24 protein-coding genes are annotated in these 22,201 nt (G+C 39.6%); 11 read left to right on the forward strand and 13 right to left on the reverse strand.

All coding sequences use genetic code 11. The features are described from left to right. Window positions 1-3: 3 nt before the first annotated feature. Together ACK4HU_RS01840 and ACK4HU_RS01845 are read right to left on the reverse strand one after the other, a co-directional pair. Window positions 4-1,815: a glycoside hydrolase family 2 protein gene (locus ACK4HU_RS01840; protein ID WP_409803129.1), complete on the reverse strand. Its 1,812-nt coding sequence runs from the start codon at window positions 1,813-1,815 to the stop codon at window positions 4-6. 26 nt (window positions 1,816-1,841) lie between these two features. Beyond that, complete coding sequence (locus ACK4HU_RS01845; protein WP_409803130.1) at window positions 1,842-2,696, reverse strand: hypothetical protein; 855 nt, start codon at window positions 2,694-2,696, stop codon at window positions 1,842-1,844. 177 nt (window positions 2,697-2,873) lie between these two features. On the opposite strand from ACK4HU_RS01845, the gene ACK4HU_RS01850 reads away from it, so the two are divergent. Next, window positions 2,874-4,604: a phospho-sugar mutase gene (locus ACK4HU_RS01850; protein WP_409803131.1), complete on the forward strand. Its 1,731-nt coding sequence runs from the start codon at window positions 2,874-2,876 to the stop codon at window positions 4,602-4,604. Between the two features lie 95 nt (window positions 4,605-4,699). On the opposite strand, the gene ACK4HU_RS01855 is transcribed toward ACK4HU_RS01850, so the two are convergent. Beyond that, window positions 4,700-5,644 carry a succinylglutamate desuccinylase/aspartoacylase family protein gene (locus ACK4HU_RS01855; RefSeq protein WP_409803132.1) on the reverse strand — a complete coding sequence of 315 codons (945 nt, stop codon included), beginning with the start codon at window positions 5,642-5,644 and terminating at the stop codon, window positions 4,700-4,702. Window positions 5,645-5,647: 3 nt separating this feature from the next. On the opposite strand from ACK4HU_RS01855, the gene murB reads away from it, so the two are divergent. Next, the gene (gene murB, locus ACK4HU_RS01860) at window positions 5,648-6,736 is read left to right on the forward strand and encodes a UDP-N-acetylmuramate dehydrogenase (RefSeq protein WP_409803133.1); all 1,089 of its coding nucleotides are present in this window, start codon (window positions 5,648-5,650) and stop codon (window positions 6,734-6,736) included. A gap of 31 nt (window positions 6,737-6,767) precedes the next feature. On the opposite strand, the gene ACK4HU_RS01865 is transcribed toward murB, so the two are convergent. Beyond that, the gene (locus ACK4HU_RS01865) at window positions 6,768-7,250 is read right to left on the reverse strand and encodes a deoxycytidylate deaminase (protein WP_409803134.1); all 483 of its coding nucleotides are present in this window, start codon (window positions 7,248-7,250) and stop codon (window positions 6,768-6,770) included. Window positions 7,251-7,389: 139 nt separating this feature from the next. On the opposite strand from ACK4HU_RS01865, the gene ACK4HU_RS01870 reads away from it, so the two are divergent. The 7 genes from ACK4HU_RS01870 to ACK4HU_RS01900 all read left to right on the forward strand — a co-directional run bounded on the left by ACK4HU_RS01870 (window position 7,390) and on the right by ACK4HU_RS01900 (window position 10,312). Further along, the gene (locus tag ACK4HU_RS01870) at window positions 7,390-7,959 is read left to right on the forward strand and encodes a DUF4136 domain-containing protein (protein WP_409803135.1); all 570 of its coding nucleotides are present in this window, start codon (window positions 7,390-7,392) and stop codon (window positions 7,957-7,959) included. 1 nt (window position 7,960) lies between these two features. Beyond that, on the forward strand, window positions 7,961-8,287 hold the full coding sequence (locus ACK4HU_RS01875) for an Mpo1-like protein (RefSeq protein WP_409803136.1): 327 nt from the start codon (window positions 7,961-7,963) through the stop codon (window positions 8,285-8,287). Between the two features lie 99 nt (window positions 8,288-8,386). Beyond that, window positions 8,387-8,743 carry a response regulator gene (locus ACK4HU_RS01880; RefSeq protein WP_409803137.1) on the forward strand — a complete coding sequence of 119 codons (357 nt, stop codon included), beginning with the start codon at window positions 8,387-8,389 and terminating at the stop codon, window positions 8,741-8,743. Between the two features lie 81 nt (window positions 8,744-8,824). After that, complete coding sequence (locus tag ACK4HU_RS01885) at window positions 8,825-9,310, forward strand: hypothetical protein (protein WP_409803138.1); 486 nt, start codon at window positions 8,825-8,827, stop codon at window positions 9,308-9,310. A 55-nt stretch (window positions 9,311-9,365) separates the two neighbouring features. Further along, the gene (locus ACK4HU_RS01890; RefSeq protein ID WP_409803139.1) at window positions 9,366-9,572 is read left to right on the forward strand and encodes a hypothetical protein; all 207 of its coding nucleotides are present in this window, start codon (window positions 9,366-9,368) and stop codon (window positions 9,570-9,572) included. 94 nt (window positions 9,573-9,666) lie between these two features. Further along, window positions 9,667-9,816, forward strand: a complete 150-nt coding sequence (locus ACK4HU_RS01895; RefSeq protein WP_409803140.1) for a hypothetical protein — start codon at window positions 9,667-9,669, stop codon at window positions 9,814-9,816. A 58-nt stretch (window positions 9,817-9,874) separates the two neighbouring features. Further along, window positions 9,875-10,312, forward strand: coding sequence for a DUF6526 family protein (locus ACK4HU_RS01900; RefSeq protein WP_409803141.1), 438 nt, complete (start codon window positions 9,875-9,877; stop codon window positions 10,310-10,312). Here the strand turns inward: ACK4HU_RS01900 and ACK4HU_RS01905 are convergent. The 3 genes from ACK4HU_RS01905 to ACK4HU_RS01915 all read right to left on the reverse strand — a co-directional run bounded on the left by ACK4HU_RS01905 (window position 10,309) and on the right by ACK4HU_RS01915 (window position 14,505). Continuing rightward, the gene (locus ACK4HU_RS01905; RefSeq protein ID WP_409803142.1) at window positions 10,309-11,415 is read right to left on the reverse strand and encodes a glycerate kinase; all 1,107 of its coding nucleotides are present in this window, start codon (window positions 11,413-11,415) and stop codon (window positions 10,309-10,311) included. The genes ACK4HU_RS01900 and ACK4HU_RS01905 overlap by 4 nt on opposite strands. Further along, window positions 11,412-12,767: an alanine/glycine:cation symporter family protein gene (locus ACK4HU_RS01910; RefSeq protein WP_409803143.1), complete on the reverse strand. Its 1,356-nt coding sequence runs from the start codon at window positions 12,765-12,767 to the stop codon at window positions 11,412-11,414. Before ACK4HU_RS01910 ends, ACK4HU_RS01905 begins: the two co-directional genes overlap by 4 nt. A gap of 145 nt (window positions 12,768-12,912) precedes the next feature. Next, window positions 12,913-14,505, reverse strand: coding sequence for a beta-N-acetylhexosaminidase (locus ACK4HU_RS01915; RefSeq protein WP_409803144.1), 1,593 nt, complete (start codon window positions 14,503-14,505; stop codon window positions 12,913-12,915). Between the two features lie 221 nt (window positions 14,506-14,726). Here ACK4HU_RS01915 and ACK4HU_RS01920 point away from each other — a divergent pair, with 221 nt between their 5' ends. Next, complete coding sequence (locus ACK4HU_RS01920; RefSeq protein ID WP_409803145.1) at window positions 14,727-16,187, forward strand: Gfo/Idh/MocA family protein; 1,461 nt, start codon at window positions 14,727-14,729, stop codon at window positions 16,185-16,187. 55 nt (window positions 16,188-16,242) lie between these two features. Here ACK4HU_RS01920 and ACK4HU_RS01925 read toward each other — a convergent pair whose 3' ends face one another. From ACK4HU_RS01925 to ACK4HU_RS01945, 5 genes are all read right to left on the reverse strand, one after another. After that, entirely contained in the window at window positions 16,243-17,895 is a 1,653-nt protein-coding gene (locus ACK4HU_RS01925; RefSeq protein ID WP_409803146.1) for an OmpA family protein, read from the reverse strand. Between the two features lie 2 nt (window positions 17,896-17,897). Continuing rightward, a complete protein-coding gene (locus ACK4HU_RS01930; protein WP_409803147.1) occupies window positions 17,898-18,869 on the reverse strand; it encodes a deoxyhypusine synthase family protein in 972 nt (323 codons plus the stop codon). 99 nt (window positions 18,870-18,968) lie between these two features. Continuing rightward, complete coding sequence (locus ACK4HU_RS01935) at window positions 18,969-19,616, reverse strand: OmpH family outer membrane protein (RefSeq protein ID WP_409803148.1); 648 nt, start codon at window positions 19,614-19,616, stop codon at window positions 18,969-18,971. 75 nt (window positions 19,617-19,691) lie between these two features. Further along, a complete protein-coding gene (locus ACK4HU_RS01940) occupies window positions 19,692-20,594 on the reverse strand; it encodes a histone deacetylase (protein ID WP_409803149.1) in 903 nt (300 codons plus the stop codon). A gap of 57 nt (window positions 20,595-20,651) precedes the next feature. Beyond that, window positions 20,652-21,209 carry a hypothetical protein gene (locus tag ACK4HU_RS01945; protein WP_409803150.1) on the reverse strand — a complete coding sequence of 186 codons (558 nt, stop codon included), beginning with the start codon at window positions 21,207-21,209 and terminating at the stop codon, window positions 20,652-20,654. A 96-nt stretch (window positions 21,210-21,305) separates the two neighbouring features. On the opposite strand from ACK4HU_RS01945, the gene ACK4HU_RS01950 reads away from it, so the two are divergent. After that, complete coding sequence (locus tag ACK4HU_RS01950) at window positions 21,306-21,746, forward strand: helix-turn-helix domain-containing protein (protein ID WP_409803151.1); 441 nt, start codon at window positions 21,306-21,308, stop codon at window positions 21,744-21,746. On the opposite strand, the gene ACK4HU_RS01955 is transcribed toward ACK4HU_RS01950, so the two are convergent. Then, complete coding sequence (locus ACK4HU_RS01955) at window positions 21,738-22,094, reverse strand: phage holin family protein (protein WP_409803152.1); 357 nt, start codon at window positions 22,092-22,094, stop codon at window positions 21,738-21,740. The genes ACK4HU_RS01950 and ACK4HU_RS01955 overlap by 9 nt on opposite strands. Between the last annotated feature and the right edge of the window lie 107 nt (window positions 22,095-22,201).

The raw sequence follows: 22,201 nt of genomic DNA on the forward strand, positions 1-22,201 counted from the left end.
GAGTTATTTGTAAAGCTTCTCATGGGCTTTTCTTAGCTCTTCCACAGCGATTTTTATCACTTTACGGTCATAACTCATCAAACCGTTAGTTTCTACTTCCACATCAGTGGTTTGTGTATAAACAGCTGCTGCCAATCCATTCGAAATTAATTTGGCCATGTCTTCTAAAAGAATCATATATCGAGCCTTCAGCTCTTCCTGAGTAGAGAAGCTTTGATAACCCCAATTGTCTTTCTGCTGCCAAGTGTGTCCATCTAGTGCCAATCCCAATCCGCCATATTCGCCTAGTACCAGGATATTTTTTTCTCCAAAAACCTGAGGATCTGGCATAACAGGATCTGGGTAGTTGTGAAGATCCATGATATCCCCTACTACTTTAGTACCTATCATTTCAAAATTCCCACCACTTGCCGAGTTGATCAATCGACTTGGATCCAAGTCTCTGGTCATATCGGTGATTTCAGTGGTTTTAAACTGCCCCCATGCTTCATTAAAGGGGACCCAAGCTACAATTGAAGGGAAAAATCGAAATTCATTAATAATTTCTTTCCATTCTCTTTTGAATATTTCTTCTGATTCAGGTGTTCGATTCTTATACATTCCTTCTCGAAGTACACCAGGACGGATTTCCCAACGGTTACCCATGTCTCCACTTGGCATATCCTGCCAGACAAGTATCCCTAATCGATCAGCATGGTGATACCAACGTGACGGCTCGACTTTGACGTGTTTTCGAATCATATTGAAGCCCATTTCTTTGGTTTTTTCAATATCAAAAAGCAATGCCTCATCGGTGGGTGCTGTGTAGAGGCCATCAGGCCACCAGCCTTGATCCAAGGGACCATACTGAAACAGTGCCTTTCCATTGAGAAACATTCGTTGATAGCCATTTTCGTCTGTTCCCATCCTGATATCACGAAAAGCAGCATAGGAAGACACTTGGTCTATGACCTTTTTTCCCTCAAGAATTCTGATTGAAACATCATATAAAAATGGTTCGTCAGGTGACCAGGTTTTTGGGCTTTTCAAGTTGACAGGAAGTGGCTTATTCGGTTGTCCTTTAAAACTGGCGACAATAGTCCCCTTATCGGAAAGACTCACTTCCACCTCTTGACCAGCTTTTGGATTGGTGACTTCAGGGTAGAAAACCTGCATCGAATTCTCCCAATCTGTCATGGAATAGGTAGAAGAAATATGAGCTGATGGTACCTCTAGCATAAATACACTTTGCCAGATTCCGGTCACTGGGGTGTACCAGATTCCTTTGGGATCTTTTACTTGCTTTCCTCGAGGTTGCGGCCCGGCATCACTGGGGTCCCAGACTCTTACGCGTATTTTTTGAGTCGTTCCTTTTTCTAAATAATCAGTGATATCAAAACTAAATGAGTCAAATCCACCCTGATGCGAACCTACTCTCTTACCATTAATCCAGACTTCAGCCTCCCAATCTACCGCACCGAACTTCAGGATGATTCGCTTTCCTTTTTGATTTAATTTGAGATCAAAACTCTTTTCGTACCAGAGCTCATTTTCTGGTCCAACAGTTTTCTGAACTCCGGACAAATAAGATTCCACAGGAAAAGGCACAAGTATTTTACCGGCAAATCCAGATTCGGGACTACTCCCTTTAGGCAAAATGGCAAAATCCCAAGGTCCATTCAGACTTTGCCAAGACTTTCTTACAAGTTGTGGTTCCGGATATTCCGGATGCGGATTATTAGGATCAACCTGTTCTGTCCAAGGAGTCATTAGTATCGTTTGGGCATTCACTTCAAAGCAGAAGCCAAAAACTGCCAGGATAAAAAGGTATCGCATAGTTGAGAGGAAAGGTGTGATTAAACTTATTGAAAAAGGAACCAAAGAACAAGAGGATTTACTGCCGAAATTTGTCTACTAGGTGAAGTGGCTGATGGGGTTTGAGGTAGCAGTTCAGAATTCTGAATAGGTTGGTTGAAGAAAAAGGCTAAATCAGTTTTCAATTTAGGAAGGAGCAAATTCTGATTTTGATCTTCTCCCAGGCTTAGGAAAACTCCGGAGGTTTCTGTACTCACATCTAGCGTTACCGTTTCAAATTCAAGTTTTACAGATTGGATGGGTTGAAAAAATCCCTGATTCGCAATTTTAAATTCTATTTCTGGATTAGCCATCGGAACAAAATTTGAATTTTTCCATTGGCCAAAATCTGACGATGCTGATTTCCAAGATACTTGATTCAACATTTGTTCAGGATAATCAAACCCCAAACCTAGCCACCTAACATTTTTAAAATTCTCCGGAGGTCCAGATGCCTCCATTTTCAATTGCCCATCTGCATAAACCGTCCAGTATAAACTATGAGGCCAGGGTTCATAGGAGGAGAAAATTTGAATAGATCCATCTTTAAGCTTTTTCCAACTAACTTTAGAAAATCTATTAAAATTACCTTCAATCTCAGCAACTTGGGCAAAATGCAGCACATTCATTCCCACTTTTATTTTGTCCAATGTACCTTTGGCTTTGCCAAACACGAAAATTTTATCCCCTACTGATACTTGTAATTCATAATTGGATTCCCTAACGGATATTCTATCTAAAGTTGGATTTCCTGTTAAGTCAAAAACCGAAAGTGAAATTAATTTTATATCAAAATTTGAAATTAAATTCATTCCTAAAAACCAAAGGAACAAACTCTTAATTACCAAGATCCGAAGGTGCATAATTTTCAGCATATACTTTTAGAATCCTAAAGTAGCCTTAATCCTACACTTTAAAAATCTCTAGAAATAAAAAACTCGACTTCAATTCTACTAAATCGAACTTGATCATTTTTCATATTTCACTGGCATTTTTTGACATTTTATCTAACTTAGAACCATACTGAAATTTTTATAAAAATGAGTTCAATCGACCCTGCAATTCTCAGCAAAGCGCAAAGCTGGCTGGATGGAAACGTAGATGCTGAAACCAAAGCATCAATCAAAAAACTTATATTGGACAATCCCACCGAATTAATCGATTCCTTCTATCGGGAATTGGAATTTGGAACTGGCGGCTTGAGAGGCCTCATGGGTGTGGGCTCCAATCGCATGAACGTCTATACCATTGGTATGGCGACTCAAGGATTGGCAAATTACCTGCTCAAATCCTTTCCGGGTGAGCAAATCAAAGTCGCCATTACCCATGATTGTCGGATTAATAATACCCTGTTTGCCATGACCACAGCTAATGTTTTCACTGCTAATGGTATCAAGGTATTCTACTTCAGAGATATGCGCCCCACCCCGATGCTCTCCTTCGCAATAAGGCACTTTGGATGCAAAAGTGGCGTAATGGTCACCGCTTCCCACAACCCAAAGGAGTATAATGGATACAAGGCATATTGGGAAGATGGTGGACAGGTGGTAGCACCTCATGATACCAACATCATCAATGAAGTGCAAAAGATTACTTCTTTTGACCAAGTGAATTGGAATAAAAATGATTCGCTTTTCGAATACATCGAGGAGGATTTTGATGCGATTTACATGAAATTGGTAAAGAGCCTTACACTTTCACCTGATGCAATTCAGGCACATAAAAATATGCCAATCGTCTTCTCCCCTATTCATGGAGCCGCCGGGACATTGGTTCCTGACGCATTAAAAGCTTATGGATTTGAAAACGTCCATGTCGTCAAAGAACAAGCCGAACCCGACGGTAATTTCCCCACAGTGATCTATCCCAACCCAGAAGAAGCCGAGGCGCTGGATATGTCAATCGAGTTGGGTAAAAAAGTAAATGCTGAATTGGTATTGGCTTGTGATCCGGATGGGGATCGATTTGCTGCTGTTGTCCCAAATGAACAGGGGGAATTTGAATTGCTGAATGGAAATCAGTCCGGAGCCATGTTGACTTATTATTTGCTCAGCAAATGGAAAGAAGCCGGAAAACTCGATGGAAATCAATTCATGGTCAATACGATCGTGACCACCGAATTGATCAATGAGATTGCGACTGGATTTGGGGTGAAATGCTTCAATGTATTGACAGGATTTAAAAATATCGCAGCTGTCATTCTCAGACTTGAAGGGAAGCAAACCTTCATTGGAGGCGGAGAGGAATCTTATGGCTATCTCATCGGAGATTTTGTGAGAGATAAGGACGCTATAAGTGCAGCGGCAATTTTTGCTGAATTGATTGCTTACTACAAAGTCCAAGGTAAAAACGTCATTGATATTTTGGCGGAAATCTATACCAAATTCGGTTTTTATAAAGAAACCTTGATTTCCGTGACCAAAAAAGGAAAAGACGGTGCCGAGCAGATTCAGGCGCTTATGAATGGTTTCCGTACCAATCCTCCTACAGAAATGAACGGGATAGCTGTAGAGCGGATCATCGATGTGAAAAACTCCACCATCACACATGTGAAATCAGGAAAAGTTGAACCACTTGATATGGACAAGTCCAACGTGATGCAGTTTTACCTTTCTGACGGTAGCAAGATTTCAGCAAGGCCTTCAGGTACCGAACCAAAAATCAAGTACTATTTCTCAGTAAGTGCTCCTCTCTCAAATCCAAAAGACTATCGAAAAGTTGAGGCTGAATTAGTCTCCAGATTAGATGGACTGAAAAACTATTTCAGTTAATCAATTCTAGTTCAAATAGAAAAAGCACCGCGAGATCGGTGCTTTTTTGCTTTACTAGACACCGACCGGATTCTAAAAGTTAATCAGAATAATATTTATTCTCTTCCGATATGAACCAATGCATCACCGACATTAACAACAGGTTTATTATTTAGCCCGATTACGAAGCCGTTGGTATTTGCTTTGACCGGTACGATGACTTGGCCATAAGGATCTGAAATCTGGGCTACGATTTGACCTTTCTTTATTGACTCCCCAAGTTTTACGGAAGAATAAAAAATCCCCGCCGCTCTTCCCCGTGTCCATTCACTGGCTTTTAGCACCAAGGTCGATTGGATAGGTTGGGGAGAATCGATCATTTCCAGATGATGAAGCAAGCGTTTCGTCCCTAGAATACCCTCTTCAATTGCAAAATAATCCAAACGCATACTTTCACCCCCCTCATATACCAAAAGGTGTTTCCCTGCATTAAAAGCAGTTTTCCGAAAGGACTTTTCGATATGTTTAGAATTTACTACAAAATGAGTCCCAAATGCCTTTGCTAATTCAAAAGCCACTTTATCCTTGAAATCAACTCTGATTTGAGGCTGATTGGAAAGCATTCTTCCACCGGTATGAAAATCTATACCATAATCTATCTGGGGGATGATTTGATCCTGAAGAATAAAAGCGATTCTGGATGCAAGGGAGCCTATTTTACTTCCCGGAAAACTTCGATTCAGATCTCGTCCATCAGGGAAAGTCCGGCTGTTGGATAAAAAGCCATATATATTGACTAATGGCATGATGATTAGTGTCCCTTTGAGGAGTTTTAATTTAGAATCAATTTCTTCCAGAATTTTCTTTGCAGCAAATATTCCGTTGATTTCATCTCCATGAATTCCCCCACTTATCAGAACTACAGGCCCTTCCACTGCCGCTGATCGAATAAAAATTGGGAGGTCTATCAGTGTATGTGTAGGGAGCTTTGCAATCGGTAATTCGATGTTAACAGATTGACCTGGGCTGATCCGGACACCATTAATAATAACTTCTTTCATTAAATGCTAAGGAAGATTAGTGGTTTGGTTTCACATTGGATCAAAATCTTGCTTATTTCGCAGGACAAGACCAAGTACATGAATATACAAGAAAACATTTCCTTAAAGTCACTTAACACATTTGGTATTGCTAAAAACGCACGGTTTTTTATAGTCGCAGACAACATTCATGTCTTAATGGAAGCTTTGATTTGGGCTAAGGAAAAAAATCAACAGGTATTGATCTTGGGTGGAGGTAGCAACATTTTACTGACTGGAGATTATGAGGGTCTGGTTATCAAAATTGAAATAAAAGGAATTGCACTACTCAAGGAAGATGAAGAGCATGTTTGGATAAAAGTCGGTGCAGGTGAAATCTGGCATGACTTGGTACTCTATGCGATTGAAAAAAATTGGGCTGGCTTGGAGAACCTTTCGCTCATTCCCGGAACCGTCGGAGCATCCCCTATGCAAAATATTGGAGCATATGGAGTTGAACTCAAAGAAGTTTTTGAAAGTCTTGAAGCATTGAATCGGTCTACTTTTACTATTGAAACATTCTCAGGAAATGCTTGTGAATTCGGTTATAGGGAAAGCGTTTTCAAACACAAATTCAAGAATCAATATGTGATCTGTTCAGTGGTTTTTAAACTAAGCAAGACACCAGCATACAAAGTCGAGTATGGCGCCATTCAGGATATTTTGAAAGAAAAGGGAGTGAACCAACTTAGCATTCGAGATATAAGCAATGCAGTAATCGCCATTCGTAGTTCAAAATTACCTGATCCTAAAGAAATTGGAAATGCTGGTTCATTTTTCAAAAACCCTACAATTGGAACGGATCAATATTCTGAACTGAGGTCAATATTCCCGGACATCCCTGGATATCCAGTTGAAAACGGTGTCAAAGTCCCTGCTGGGTGGCTGATTGAACAAACAGGCTGGAAGGGAAAAAGAATTGGCGAAGTAGGTGTTCATGCCAAACAGGCCTTGGTTTTGGTCAATTATGGCGAAGGGCAAGGTACTGATATCATCGAACTGTCAGATCAAGTCCGGCATTCAGTCAGAGAAAAATTCGGAATCGAACTTCAGCCTGAAGTCAATTTCATTTGATTAAAATTTGATTTTAATAGCCCTATTTCATCTAAATAAGCTGATCAGAGACCTCCAGTGTTTTGGTATAACGCTCTACTTCCACCCCGAATTTTTTTAGAAAATCCACACCTTCGTCAGTACCGATCCCTTTATACTCTGCATAAGAAAAGAGGTACACCACTTTAGAAATTCCCATGGAAAAAATTATTCTTGCACAGGGAAGACAAGGCGCTAGTGTTACATAAAGTGTGGAACCATCCACTGCGGTATTGTTCTTCACTGCATATAAAATTGCATTTTGCTCCGCATGGAGCGCCAGTGAACAGCTTCCCTTACTATCGCGAGCACATCCATGCTCTGGAAATTCCACATCACAATTATGAGTTCCAGCTGGCGGACCATTATATCCTATGGATATTATTCTAGTTTCTTTAGTCAGAACTGCACCGACATGCTTTTTTATACAATGGGAACGCTTGGCAAGATTCACTGCCAATTCCATAAAAATATCGTCAAAATCAGGTCTACTCATGAAAATCCGTTTGGCAAAAATAGTAAACCCAAGGATTATTGAGGAAAGATTTGGAATAAAGAATTGTGTTTTTTCGTTTAAGAAGAAAAACTAACTTTCAACCGTCTTGATCGTTTCCAAAGTAAAAAAATTCTAAATAATGAAGTGGGTAATCCATATTTTCAGTCTCGCATTGATACTTGCATTTTTTACTTCATGCAAGTCAATAGAAGTCTTCAAGGAAAATACTGAAATGCCTATTGTCCGACCATATAAATCTTTTGTTATCATCAACAAGGAAGTCGGAATGCGAGGATTTTCTTCGCAATTCATGGATGAATTGGTGCAGATTCAAATCCAGGAAACACTTGAAAGTAATGGGATGATTTACGATACCAAGCAACCTGACCTAGTAATTCGATATTATTCTAATGAAGATTTACGACAGCGGGAAGTTGTTAATAATGCAAACCCTTACCCATTTTGGGGCTATCGTGTTTACAATCCTTGGTTCTTCAACCCCTACCAGAACAATAGAGTATCCACCAATAATTATGAGCTCCTCCAAGTTATCGTAGACTTTATTGACCCTAGCAAGGATAAATTCCTAATGACCTTAACGGGAGTAACAGAAGTAAGTAACCCAAAATACAAACAGAAAAAAGTAGAAAAAACCTTAAATTCCGTTTTAAAATCATTTGTTTTCCAAAACAATAAAACCCAAAATTAGAATGGAGAAGAAATATAAAACACTAAAAGAATTCTATCCTTACTACCTGCAGGAGCATCAGAACCCTACATGTCGTCGCCTTCATTTTATCGGAACAGGACTTCTCTTTGTCATACTTGGGATTGGAATCTACACCGGAAACTATTTATGGCTAGTAGCAATTCCTTTTGTTGGATATGGATTCGCATGGGTAGGACATTTTTTCTTCGAAAAAAACAAACCAGCAACCTTTCAATATCCACTTTACAGCCTCGCTTCCGATTTCATTTTGTTTTTCGAACTTTTGACTGGAAAGGAGAAATTCAAAAATAATGCAAAATTTCTTTGAAAAGTTACAGATTTTATGGCAAAGAATTTGTTAGTATAGAAAATGAATGTAATTTTGCATGGTAAATTATGTATTTCAAAATCAAATTTTTGCACTTCAATGCTCACAATAGTTCTCATAGATGATGATCCAATCAGCACATTCGTGACTGAAAAATTGATCTCCAAGAATGTCAAGGAGCCTTGTAAGTTCTACAAGTATCAAAGTGCCAAAACCGCTCTTAAAGAAATTGCAGGAATACGTCCCAATTACCTCTTTTTGGATCTCAACATGCCTGAAATGAATGGTTGGGATTTCTTAGATCGCTTTCATCCTGAGAACAACGATGCTCAAATTTATATTTTAAGTAGTTCAGTTGACCAAAGAGACATCACAAAAGCTAGTCAGTACGAGTTGGTCAAAGAATATTTGTCCAAACCTCTAATTAAAAAATCCATCAAGTTGATTTTTAATTGATCGAATCTAATTTAAATTTTTTTAGACTGCATTTTTCCAAACCTACCTTGTCAAAATTGGTTATATTAAAAATCAATAATTATGGCAAAGGCGAATCCAAGGTTAATTGAAGCAATTGAAAAAACTGTAGCTAAACTGTCCAATGGTGTGGCTTATCAATGGGGACATATGGGTGCCTGTAATTGTGGCAATCTTGCGCAGGAACTCACTCATTTTAGTAAGGCAGAAATTCATCAATATGCCATGCAAAAGCATGGGGATTGGAACGAACAGATACTGGATTATTGTCCAAACAGTGGATATCCGATTGACTTGATGATTTCAAAAATGCTTGATTTTGGATTGTCTTTAGACGATTTAGCAAATTTGGAACGACTTTCAGATAAGGAAATTTTATCACGAATTGCATCGGATAAAAGAGATAAAATCAACAAAAATTCGAGGGAAGATGTCATTTTATACATGGAAACTTGGGCTAAAATTCTCAGGGAAAAATGGCTAAGTGAACATGAATCTGAACTTTATATTCTTCCTGAAAAAAAATTACAGTTATCAGTATTGCTGTAATTAAAATTTTGTCTTATTTCGTAGCGATTAACCTTTAAACCACTTAAAAATTGCTATGAAGGATTTAGACGAAGATTTTGAGGAAATTGACGATTTTGAAGAAGAAGAGGAATTCGAAGACGATTTTGAAGATGAATATGATCTTGATGAAGAAACTGAGTTCATTGACGATAATATTGTAGATTTTGGAGAAGAAGAGGATGATTTCGATGACACCGAAGAAATCACCGAAGATGACTTTGAAGACGATATAGACTTATAAGTTCACTTTTTCTTCATCTTGATCCAATTTACTTTTGCAAAACCATCCTATGGCTTTATCTTCGTAAATCGATTTAATTCAAAAACATAGAAAAATGATCCTATTAGATATATTCAGTTCCCCCATTATGCCTGGTGCCCAATTGTTTATTTTGATTGTGTGCATTCTCATAGGTCTTGGTGCAGGACTTTCAGCAATCGATGCGAGAAGTACATTCAGTAAGAAAAAGAAAACTGATCATTGATTCTTAATACTACATTTAAGGAGGCTTTGCCTCCTTTTTTTTGCCCAAAACCAAAAAAATGAAAACTCAAAACTATCAGAATCACACTCAGTACTATCCGTTCCATCATTTTATTGTTACACCTCTGACATTAATCTACCTAGGTTTGGCCGTTTATAGATCTGATTTCAGTACTTCAGAAAGTACATCTGCTAGTATTTACATGCTATTGGGAGCGATCATTATAGTTCTTTTGCCATTATTGGCGAGGATTTATGCACTCAAAGCTCAAAACAGAATAATCCTTATGGAGATGCGTCAACGCTACTTTCATCTAACAGGATTATCCTTTTACCCAAAAGAAAATCAATTAAAGCTTGGACAAATCATCGCATTACGTTTTGCCGGCGATGAGGAATTATTGGAATTGATGGAAAAAGCGATCAAAGAAAAACTAAGCCAAAAAGCGATAAAACTCCAAGTGAAGAATTGGCAAGGGGATTACCGGAGGGTTTAAGAAAAATTTCTTTCTGAAAAAGCATCCTGTAAAAGCCTGTCTAAATTCTGACGGGCTTTTTCCTTAAAATCATTTCTTGAAAAATCTAACTTTGGAAGTTCCAAAACAGCATCGAATCCGGCATTCCTACCTCCCGATCCCGAAGTAATCAAAGCGATTTTTTTACCCATTGATTTTGCCAATTGCAAAAGTGCAAAGCTCGCCTTGCCTTGGTCACTTTGAGCATCATACTGTCCTTCACCCGTAACTATCCAATCGACTGTTTTAATTTTCTCCTTAATGCCCACAAGGTCCAAAAAATAGTCAGCACCAAATTTAATTTCTGATGGGAAAAAAAATTGCAAACCCATTGCTATTCCACCCGCAGCCCCATACCCGGGTAGATCTTTCCATTCTTTTTTGGATTTTTTGATCAAAAGTTTAAGTACTCTTTCACAATCATTTTCAAAAATATCAACCTGATTACTTGGCAATCCTTTTTGAGGACCAAAAACATTGACCGCACCAATTTCACCCAAAAAGGGATTCCTGACATCACAAAGACATGTAAAATGGGCTTGGGGAATTTCAGGAGACTTCTGAATGTGTTGTATTTTTTGTAAAAATTTGGGTGAAAAAACAGGGATCTCTCGGCCATTTTCATCCAAAAATAAAATACCCAATGCGCTCAGAATGCCAGTTCCCATATCCACAGTGGCACTTCCTCCGAGCCCGATAATAATTTCATTTGCTCCAAGCTCAATCGCTTTTTTGATCAGTAATCCAGTCCCAAAAGTTGATGCCGAATTGGGATCTTTTTGACATGACTCAAGAACTCCTAATCCAGAAGCAGTAGACACATCCAAAAAGGCCTTTTTATTACCTGCATCCCATCCGAAATACGCCATTATCGGCTGCCCAATTGCATTCAGCGTTAAGACTTGAATTTTTTCAAGACCCAACGAATCAATCAATAAACCGCAGGTCCCGTCTCCCCCATCAGCTACAGGTTGAATGATGTATTGGGAATCGGATTGCTGCCCAATTTTCTCTGCTATAATCAATGCAGCTTCCTCGGCCGACATCGTTCCTTTGAAGGCATTGGGGGCAATCAGGAATTTCATGATTTCTTTGCCTTCATTCGAGCAAAATAATCTTTGGATGCAGCTCTTACTTTTGGCGCTAAATAAAGTGCTGCAATCATATTTGGAAATGCCATTACAGCATACATACCATCTACCAGGCTTACTACAACTTCCAGTGAAGCAACAGCTCCAACTACAATTGTCGCCAAATAGAAATAGTTGTAGTAATTCGCTTTGCCTGTTCCAAAAAGATAATTGGTACACTTGTGCCCATAATATGAGTAGGTGAACATCGTGGATAATGCAAAAACTAATACAGATAACATCAAGAGGTATTTTCCATAGATCGGAATTCCCACTTCAAATGCTTCAAGGGTTAATCGGACACCGTCATTTTCTGAGTTTTCCCAGACACCCGTAAGTAATATTACCAGTGCTGTAAGCGTACAAACTACGATTGTATCAATAAATGGACCCAGCATTGCGATCAATCCCTCTCTTATAGGTTCATTGTTTTTAGAAGCACCATGAACCATCGGCGCAGTACCGATTCCTGCTTCATTCGAGAATGCAGCCCTTCTTGCACCTATCACGATCACCGAACCTACTGCCCCTCCCATTACTGCATTACCTGTAAAAGCATCCACCACGATGAGTTTGAGCATTTCAGGAACTTGTCCCAAATATTGAAATACGATAATCAATACAGTGATCATGTAGATTCCTACCATGAAGGGGACCATCTTGGATGCTACTGAGGCAATTCTTTTGATTCCCCCCAAAATGACGATGGCGGTCAATCCCATCATTCCAAAACCAATAAACCATCGGTTTCTGACAGTTTCTTCCATAGTCTCCGGTTGGATCAATACTGCCTGAATCACCGCAGTGAGCTGATTGGCCTGAAAAATGGCCAGCAAACCAATTATCCCAGCAACACAGAAAATCACCGATAAAAATTTCCATTTTTTACCCATTCCTTCTTCAATGACATACATGGGACCACCTTGGATTTCGCCCGAACTGTCCTTTCCTCTGTACATAATGGCAAGACTGCAGGTGTAGTATTTGGTAGCCATACCCACAAAGGCGGCGACCCACATCCAAAACAAAGCACCAGGCCCACCCATGTTGATTGCAATAGCTACACCTGAGATATTGCCTAATCCTACAGTCGCAGCAATTGCAGCAGAAAGAGCCTGAGCAGAGGAGATTTGTCCGGGAGCATTTTCAACATCATGCTTACCTCTAAGTAATCCGATGGCATGTCCGATTTTCAAAATGGGCACAAATCCCGAATGAATAAAAAAGAACGTGCCCCCTCCAAGTAGTAATACCAAAATGGGCGGTCCCCAAATCCAATTACTAAATTCTATGATAATGTCTCCCATGAATACTATTTGTCTCTAGAAAATGCTTGTTTTGCAAATTGACTTCGATAATAGGTCCATTTTATCCAAAATCAAAAAGTTAAAATAATAGAGCCAAAAAAAGCCCGAAGTCATTACTAACCGCGGGCTATTTAAGGATTTATTCTTACCAATTTACTTTCGGAGACTTATAATATCCCACGCCTTGGATGTCCCATTTTTTTCCATGATCTGGAATTCGAGATTTGAAACTTTCCCAACTTCTTCGATCTTCTTTGGTCCACGCAACTTCAGCAATAGCTGCAAGCCTTGGAAAAACAAGGTAATCAATGTCTGCCCTATTTGTCACTGTCTCAGTCCAAAGTGGTGCTTCCACCCCCAGGATATGCTCCGCTGTAATTCCATCGGCATACTTGGTCGGTTCCCATTGGTAAGCTTCGTCCAATTCTACATAAGCCGCCCAGTGCAGACCAATTCGACTAGTGCTATCATATTGCATATCCAGATAAGCTTTTTTAGCCGGTGACATGAGTACTTTATTTCCTTGATCTTTAGCAAGTTTGGCGTTATCTTCCAGTGCCCAGAACTGAGCAACATTTCCGGGAAGCAACTTAGTAGTAGCCACCTCATCCCAACCAATACTGGTTTTCCCATATTTGGAGACAATGTCCTGAACACGCTCCACGAAGTAAACATAATCTTCCTTCTCAGTCACATGCGATTCGTCTCCACCGATATGAAAATATGGTCCCGGTGTTATTGCGGAAATTTCTCTGACTACACTATCCACGAAAGCATAGGTTAATTCCAGTTTAGAGGAGAATGTACTCCAGCCAACCTCAGTGCCTGTATAAAGCTCAGATGCCTGAGGATTTTTCATAGGCATTTCATAATCCAAAGGAGCTTTATTGACGGAGTCTCTATTACCATTCGGTAAATTCACTCCGGGATTCAATTCCGCATACGAAGCCAAAGCCGAATTAGTATGACCTGGCATATCAACCTCAGGAACAATCGTGATAAAACGTTCTGCCGCATATGCTACAATATCTTTGTATTGCTCTTGGGTATAAAATCCTCCTTTTCCACCTCCGACTTCGGTACTTCCTCCGATTTCAGTAAGTTTTGGCCAAGATTTGATTTCGATTCTCCATCCCTGATCATCAGTTAAGTGAAGGTGCAAGTAGTTGAGTTTGTACACTGCCATTTGGTCGATGTAATATTTAACATCTTCCACTGAAATGAAGTGTCTTGCTACATCGAGCATGGAGCCACGATACTCGAACGAAGGTGCGTCCTTGATAGATCCTGTTGGAATATTCCAGTCAACTGACTGAGTTGTTGAACTGGCAATTTGACTTGGGAATAGTTGAAGTAGTGTTTGCACGCCATAGAAAAGACCAGCTTCCCCAGATGAAGTAATCTTGACTTCATCTTCTGAAATCATTATTTCATAAGCTTCAGAATTCTCCTCTCCCGTCAACTCTAAAATGACTTGACCAGCATCAAATGAAACAGGAAAATCAAAGCCTGTTGCAGGCCTTAACTTTTCCGCCAGATGCTCCCCTATCTTTGTCAAATTATTACTGGCACCAACGAGTTTTATTCCTATTTCTGCATTTAGTGTAAAGCTTCCCGAACCATTGCTAATTTCTTGGGGAAGTGGAATTATAGCCGATTCCGAAAGTGTTGGTGATTTTTTGCAAGCTCCTAATGCCAGCAAGACACCAAACATTAGAGCCCAAAGAGATTTTTTCATAGTTATTGATTTTATCTAAACTTACTTGAATTTTTTACAAATCTATTTTACGGTAATCAAATAAATTTCAAAACTAAGAATAACCTCCTCTTGAGAATAGATCTAAAGCCAATTCCCGAATTTTTTTACAAATCCATTTAATAAAGGGACGACAATAAGGAACTCTGGACGCTTTTTGATATTTTTCGAAGGACTTTAACAATAACTCACAAACCATATTTATGAAAAGTAAGGAATCTAATTTGGAGAATAATAGTAGGAGAAGTTTCATCAAAAGTTCTGCTTTAGCAGCAGCAGGCTTTTACATTGTGCCAAGGCATGTTTTGGGTGGGCAGGGCTTTGTAGCTCCAAGCGATCGTTTAAGAGTTGCGAGTATCGGTGTGGGTGGAATGGGAGCAAGTGATGTGGGCGGAGTGTTTAGAAGTGGAAAAGTAGACATGATAGCACTTTGTGATGTAGATGATACCCGAGCCAAAAAGAGCCGAGATGATCATCCCAAAGCAAAATATTATAAAGACTTCCGAATTATGCTCGAAAAGGAAGAAAAAAATATCGATGCGGTGACTGTTTCTACTCCCGACCACATGCATGCTGTTCAGGCTATGATGGCCATGAAAATGGGGAAACATGTCTATGTGCAGAAACCAATGTCACACGATATTCATGAAGCAAGAATGCTTACTGAGGCTGCTGAGAAATACAAAGTGGTTACTCAAATGGGAAATCAGGGTTCCTCAGGAGATGGTGTCCGTCAAATGGTGGAATGGTATAAGGCCGGTGTCATTGGTGAGGCAACAAAAGTATATTCTTGGACCAATCGTCCTGTATGGCCACAAGGTATTGAATGGCCAAAAGTACCAGTCACACCACCGGCTGATCTGGATTGGGACCTTTGGCTTGGAACCGCACCCTATAAAGATTATGTAGGCAATCTCGTGCCATTCAATTGGAGAGGTTGGTGGGATTATGGAACAGGAGCATTAGGAGATATGGCCTGCCACATAATGGAACCTCCTTTTCGGGTTTTAGGACTTGGGTATCCAAAGTCAGCCGAATGCTCAGTTGGATCAGTGTATATAGGTGAGTTCACCAGAGGATATTTCCCTGAAAGCTGTCCTCCTTCTTCACACATCACCTTGAGATTTGATCAACCAGGGAAGCCGGATCTGGAATTCCATTGGATGGATGGTGGCATTCAACCGACCAGACCAGAAGAATTGGGACCAAATGAAATGATGGGTGACGGTGGAAATGGTGTAATCATCGAAGGAACAAAAGGAAAAATGATGTGCTCAACTTATGGAGCAAACCCCAAACTTCTTCCTACGAGTCGAACACAAGAAGTAAGCGTACCCCAAACCATCTATCGAGTACCTGAAGGAGACCGAGGTCACTACAACAATTGGGTGGAAGCTTGCATAGCCGGTCATGGCTCAGAAGAATTCAAGAGATTAAGTTCTCCATTCTCTGTGGCTGGTCCATTGACAGAATCGGTTTTGATGGGGAACCTAGCAATAAGAAGCTACGACTACCGAACACCAAGAGAAGGGGCAAACAATCAATTTGATTATCCTGGTAGAGGCATCAAACTAGTTTGGGATGGTCCACAAATGAAAATCACGAATTTTGAGCCAGCGAATCAATTTGTGAAGCGAGAGTATCGAGGAAATTTTTCTCTTTAATATCTTGGAAAGAATAGAATTTAAATGGGCTTCCAATTTTTGGAAGCCCTTTCTTTTACTGCTCAACAGCTAATTCTACTCTCCTGTTTTTTGCCCTTCCAGCTTCAGTTGCATTGGAAGCCACTGGACGTGTACCTCCCCAACCTGAAATTCTGAGACTTTCAAAATCAACGCCTTGTTTAATTAAAAAATCTCTGACACTTCCGGCTCTTTCCAAAGAAAGCTGCTTATTTAGTCCAGGATCACCGACGTTATCCGTGTGCCCGTTTATTCTGATTTTCACTTCAGGATTTTCTTTAAGAAATGCAGCCAAATTTGACAAACTCGCTTCTGTAGACTCCCCCTCTAATTCAGCTGTTCCCCGTTTGAAGTTCACATCCTCTAATAATACAGTACTTCCCGGTTCTGCTTTTGTCAAGAGGACTACCGTTCTATCGTTTGAAGTTAGATTGTCTACCATTACCTGCTTTGGAAAATAACCTTTTGCGGAAATTTTCGCTTGTGTGATTCCTTTTTCTTTTAAAATTGAAATCACTTGAGATTCCTGAAAATCAACAGTTTCACTAGCACTAATAAAAGTAACTATGTAAGGAATTTCTACCTTTTCTTTTGCATCCATAACCAGCCACGTAACGGGTTGCTCGGGCTCATTTGCCACTTCTTCTAATGGAGTAATTGGCTGTACAGGTAGATAAACATTGGTAGAGTCGGACAAGGGTATTCTTTGGGTTTGTGTACTGGTTTGGCTTGTTTGAGAAGTTCTTGATGGTCTTCGTACGATCTCAGTTTTAGGTTCAGAAACGACTGGGGCAACAAACTCAGTGGGAATTATCAATGGAACGGGGATGGAAAAAGTCATCAAATCAGCAAAGCCATCGCTGTTCTGAGTACTTGTCCAAACCACCTCATCTTTGCTGATAAATGTGATGGAAGCTTCTGAACCTCTGGAGCTAATTTGTTCCCATTTTTCAGGCTTACTCCAGCTATTCCAGTCTTCGCCAAGTTTTTTGGCAATTAGAATATCTTTCCCGGTGGCTTCAGGATGTGAATTAGAGGAAAAATAAAGCTGACTGGTCTTAGGATCAAAATGAGGTCCCGTTTCTTGCCCAAAACCATTTATTGCTGGACCAAGATTCTTTAATTCTGACCATTCAATCGTTCCTTTTTTTTCACTGATGTAGATGTCTTCATTTCCAAATCCACCGGGTCTTTTACCGGCTAGAAATAAAAGTTTTCCTCCTTCAGCTACTCTTCCTGTGACTATTCCTTCAAAAGTCTCAAGGCCCAAAAGATTCACTTTTCGTAAGAAATTCCAATCTTGGCCAAACTTGGAAAATTGATTCAAAGACGTTTGGTTCCCATCCTTTCGTAAAACCAAAAGAGTCAATACATCCTCTAGGCCTAAAACCAAATCATAACCAGCGGTACTCAAATCAGGACGATGAGTAGCTATACCCCATACTCCGGATTCATCCTTTCTGGTTTCCCAAATATCTCCGGGATCAGATTTCCCACCGATATTTTGAGGATGAAATGCCCGAGTAAAAAGTAGGGTATTGTTGCCAATCCAAACAGGGTTGGTATCATCATTTGGGCTATTTGCACCTGAAAGTGAACGCAGCTCTTGGGCGATGGAACTTAGATTAAAACAAAAAGCAAGTAGCGCTAGGCCACTTGCTTTAAAAAAGATGTATTTCCTATTTTTCATATTTATTGATCCAACACTATGGCGAAAATCAAGGGCGCCACGATTGTTGCATCAGATTCGACGATGAATTTTGGGGTATCCTGACCAAGCTTACCCCAAGTGATTTTTTCATTTGGAACTGCTCCTGAATAAGAACCATAAGAAGTGGTCGAATCGGATATTTGGCAGAAGTAGCCCCAGAGAGGCACATTCGTCCGCTGTAAGTCCTGATGCAACATCGGTACCACACAGATTGGGAAGTCACCTGCAATTCCCCCGCCAATTTGGAAAAATCCAATAGTACTTTCGTCAGTAGCATTCTGAGTGTACCACTCGGCAAGGAACATCATGTATTCAATTCCAGTCCTTACGGTGTGAACTTTCTTCACATCTCCAGCTATCACGTGACCGGCAAACATGTTTCCAAGTGTTGAATCTTCCCATCCTGGAACGATGATAGGCAGATTTTTCTTGGCTGCTTCCAGTAGCCAACTGTTCTTTGGATCTATTTGAAAAGAAGCGTCAAGCTTACCGGACAATAAAATTTTATAGAAAAACTCATGAGGGAAATAAGCCTCTCCTGCTTGATCAGCTTTTACCCACTCTTCCAAAATCACATTTTCTATCCGACGCATCGCTTCCATCTCAGGAATACATGTATCCGTAACACGGTTCATATGACGCTCAAGAAGCGCTTGTTCGTCAGCAGGTGTAAGCTCTCGGTAATTTGGTACCCGCTCATAATAGTCATGAGCTACTAGATTAAAAACATCCTCTTCAAGGTTTGCACCTGTACAGGAAATGATCTGTATTTTGTCCTGACGGATCATTTCAGCAAGAGAAATACCCATTTCAGCAGTTGACATAGCACCTGCAAGGGTAACCATCATTTTACCACCCTCTTCCAAGTGAGTTTTATATCCTTCAGCCGCATCTATCAGTGCCGCAGCGTTGAAATGGCGGTAATTGTGTTTTAAAAATTCTGTAATTTTCATTTTGTTGATTTTATCAATAGCGTTGCAAAAGTACCCAATTTTAAGCCACAAAAAAACCCGAAATAAATCCGGGTTTTAGATTTTGGCTTCGAGTAAGAATTACTTTTTCGCAGTTGAATCAGCTTTTGTAGTGGTGGCTCCTGGCGTTTTTGAAGAATATTTATTGTTCAATCCTTCTACTACCGAAGCTGTAACATCCATTGCATCACTAGCATACCACATAGCACCACCTCGGGTATAGCTCAGTATGATGTCAATGTCATTTTCAGCAGCATATTCTTTGATGTATAGCTGAACTTGCTCATAGATATCATTCATCATTTTGGCTTCATCCGCGGATAATTCCTGCATCAGGTTGTTTCGATAGGTCATTAAGTTTTGCTCTTTCTGAACCAATTCATCCTGCTTTGCTCTTGCCTGATTTGGAGTCATGTTTCCACCCGTTTGCTGGAAGGTTGCCACTTCCTGCTCAAAACCTCTTGCTCGGGATTGAAGATCCGAATCAAATCTTTTCCCTTTCGAAGTGATCTCTTCAGACATTTTTTTGAAGTAATCATATTTATTGATTACTGAGTCAGTATAAACAAAGGCTACCTTCAAATCAACTGCCGCAATTCCATCTCCAGCCGACTCAACAGGGGTCGTGGTTGCACTTTTCTGATCACATGAATAAAATAGCACCGATGCAAATGCCAGTACTCCTAAGATTTTCAATCCTCTTTTCACTTTGAATTCGTTTTGGTTCACAGGCCGCAAATATATAGAAAGTATTCATTTTGCAAGAAATGACAGCTCGCTGGAAAGTTAAAATCAGTTAACTGATTAGCCGTAAAGCTCTTGTGCTATGCGAAAAACTTGTGCATGCGCCTCAATAATCACTTTTATCTGTTTGGAATATCCACCACCCATACAACACATTACCGGAATTTGAAGTTTTTCAGCATTTGAAAGAACGAATTCATCCCGCTTTTTCACCCCTGTCTGACTCATGTTTAATCTCCCAAGTTGATCTGAACCGAGGACATCTACCCCGCATAGGTAGATGATAAAGTCGGGATGAAATTTATTCAAAATCAGCGGAAGCTTATCTTTCAAATAAGCTAAATATTCTTCGTCTCCTGTCCCGTCAGGAAGTCCTATATCTAGATGTGATTTTTCTTTGCGATGAGGATAGTTTTTGGCTCCATGCATACTAAAAGTGAAAACGTCAGTGCGATCTTTAAATATCTGTGCCGTTCCATTGCCCTGATGAACATCCAAATCAACCACCAAAACTCGCTTAGCGAGGTGGTTTTGGATAAGATAATTGGCAGTGATAGCAATGTCATTCAATAAACAAAACCCTTCTCCCCGATCCGTAAATGCATGATGGGTACCACCTGCGATATTCATCCCTATACCATGATCAAGTGCAAACATGGCAGCCTGAACTGAACCTGATGCTATTTGGATTTCACGTTCAATCAATTCAGCAGAAAGAGGAAAACCAGTCGCTCGAATTTCCGATCGTGATAATTCCAGATTTTTGAGCCGATTGAAATACCCAACGTCATGGGTATTAAGTATCCATTTTTCATCCAAATAATCAGGTTCAAAGAAATTCTCCTGTGTCAAAGTTCCTTCGTAAACCAGCTGCTCTGGCAATAGCTCATATTTTTCCATAGGAAACCGATGGCCCTGTGGCAATGAATGAGCATATAGTGGGGAATGAGCAACTTTGAGCATAAAAAAACGCTGATTAATTAACCAGCGTTGCAAAGGTATGTTTAGAATTTTCGATGCTTAGGATTCATCGTCCTCGGTTAGAAAGGAATACATTGTATCGTCCAAAACTAGGGTATCATCATTAAACTCTTGGACAAATTTTGAAATTACTTTTTCGGTTATTTCGTCCACGTTTAATGCCGCATCCAAACCAACGCCATAATCATGATGAGTATCGATATCTATAAACTCCTGAACTTTGACTGTTTCCTCCTCCTCTATTTCCATAATTATCTCAGTGATGAACCAGCCTATTTCCTCTTCCTCGCTTGAAAGTGGTTTCATATTGCCATTTTCGTCTTCTTCATAGTTTATTCCTTTGAAGTTTGGAAACTTCTTTGCCGCTTCATGTTCTGCCAATTCGTATACTTCACTGGAGTGGTGAAGCCGGAGGGTATATAATGCTGCATCATAAATCGCCTCCTTTCCTTCAAACATTCCAAGAAAATAAAAATTAACAAATTCCTCAGAATTCTCTTCATCAGGAATGATCTTGAAAATCTTTCCTGATTTTTGAAGTTCAGATTTTAAATTTTCAATGTTTTTTGGGTCAAAACCCGGATTTGCAACTTGCATAGCTCAAAAATTGAAGTAGTAACTTTAAGTTATTTTAAGGGTGAATAGATCTTTTAAATGTTCAATTGTTAATAGGATAGAAAGTAAATCAATATAATGAAACCAGCAAAATTTGATAAAGAATTTATTAAAGGTCTTTTAAAAGAAAACGAGGGATTGAAACTTGATTTTAAACAGAAGATAACCTCAAAAGAAAAAATCGCCAAAACGCTTTCTGCTTTAGCAAATACTGAAGGTGGCTTTATTGTCATAGGAATGTCTGATAAGAAAAAAATCATTGGAATCGACCCCGAGGAAGAACGATACATGGTAGAGGCTGCAAATGAAGAACATTGCTACCCTCAAGTGACCTTGATCATCGATGAATTGAAGATCTACGGGGAAAATGAATTAATTGAAGAACATAAAGAAGAAATATCGCTGCTGCTTGTTGAAGTGAAAAAATCGTCTGGTCCTTTGATTTTTTGGAAAAATAAGTCGGGTGAACTAAAAGCATTCAAACGCTTCAACGACAGGACAATTGCAATTTCAATTTAAACTGTTACCAAAAACCCCGTTTATCAGACTGAGAACAAGAGAAAAGCCAAGAGCCCACCAGAAATTCGCTACCGAAAAACCTGGTATGAAATACGCCGCCATCAAAATTACAAGAGCATTAATCACAAGTAAAAACAAGCCGAAGGTAATGAGCGTTATGGGTAAGGTGAGGATGACCATGATCGGTTTCAATGTCAAATTGATCAGGATTATTACCGCAGCTAGAAGAAACCCTGTAGTCCAAGTGTTTATACTTACCCCACTTAATAAAAAGTCCGCTATCAATACAGAAATCCCACCTAATAAAATTTTAATTAAAACCGAGGTTGCCGTGTTTGTTCCTTCCATCGCATCGAATTTAGAAAATTGATTCAAAAATTATTAAAAAACCTTTAATTATCATCCAAGTAAGCAGATTAGAAATACTAGCTTATGGATTTTGTTTTCCTCTCAGT

This window comes from Algoriphagus sp. (assembly GCF_046296635.1).
In the GTDB taxonomy this organism is placed as follows: Bacteria; Bacteroidota; Bacteroidia; order Cytophagales; family Cyclobacteriaceae; genus Algoriphagus.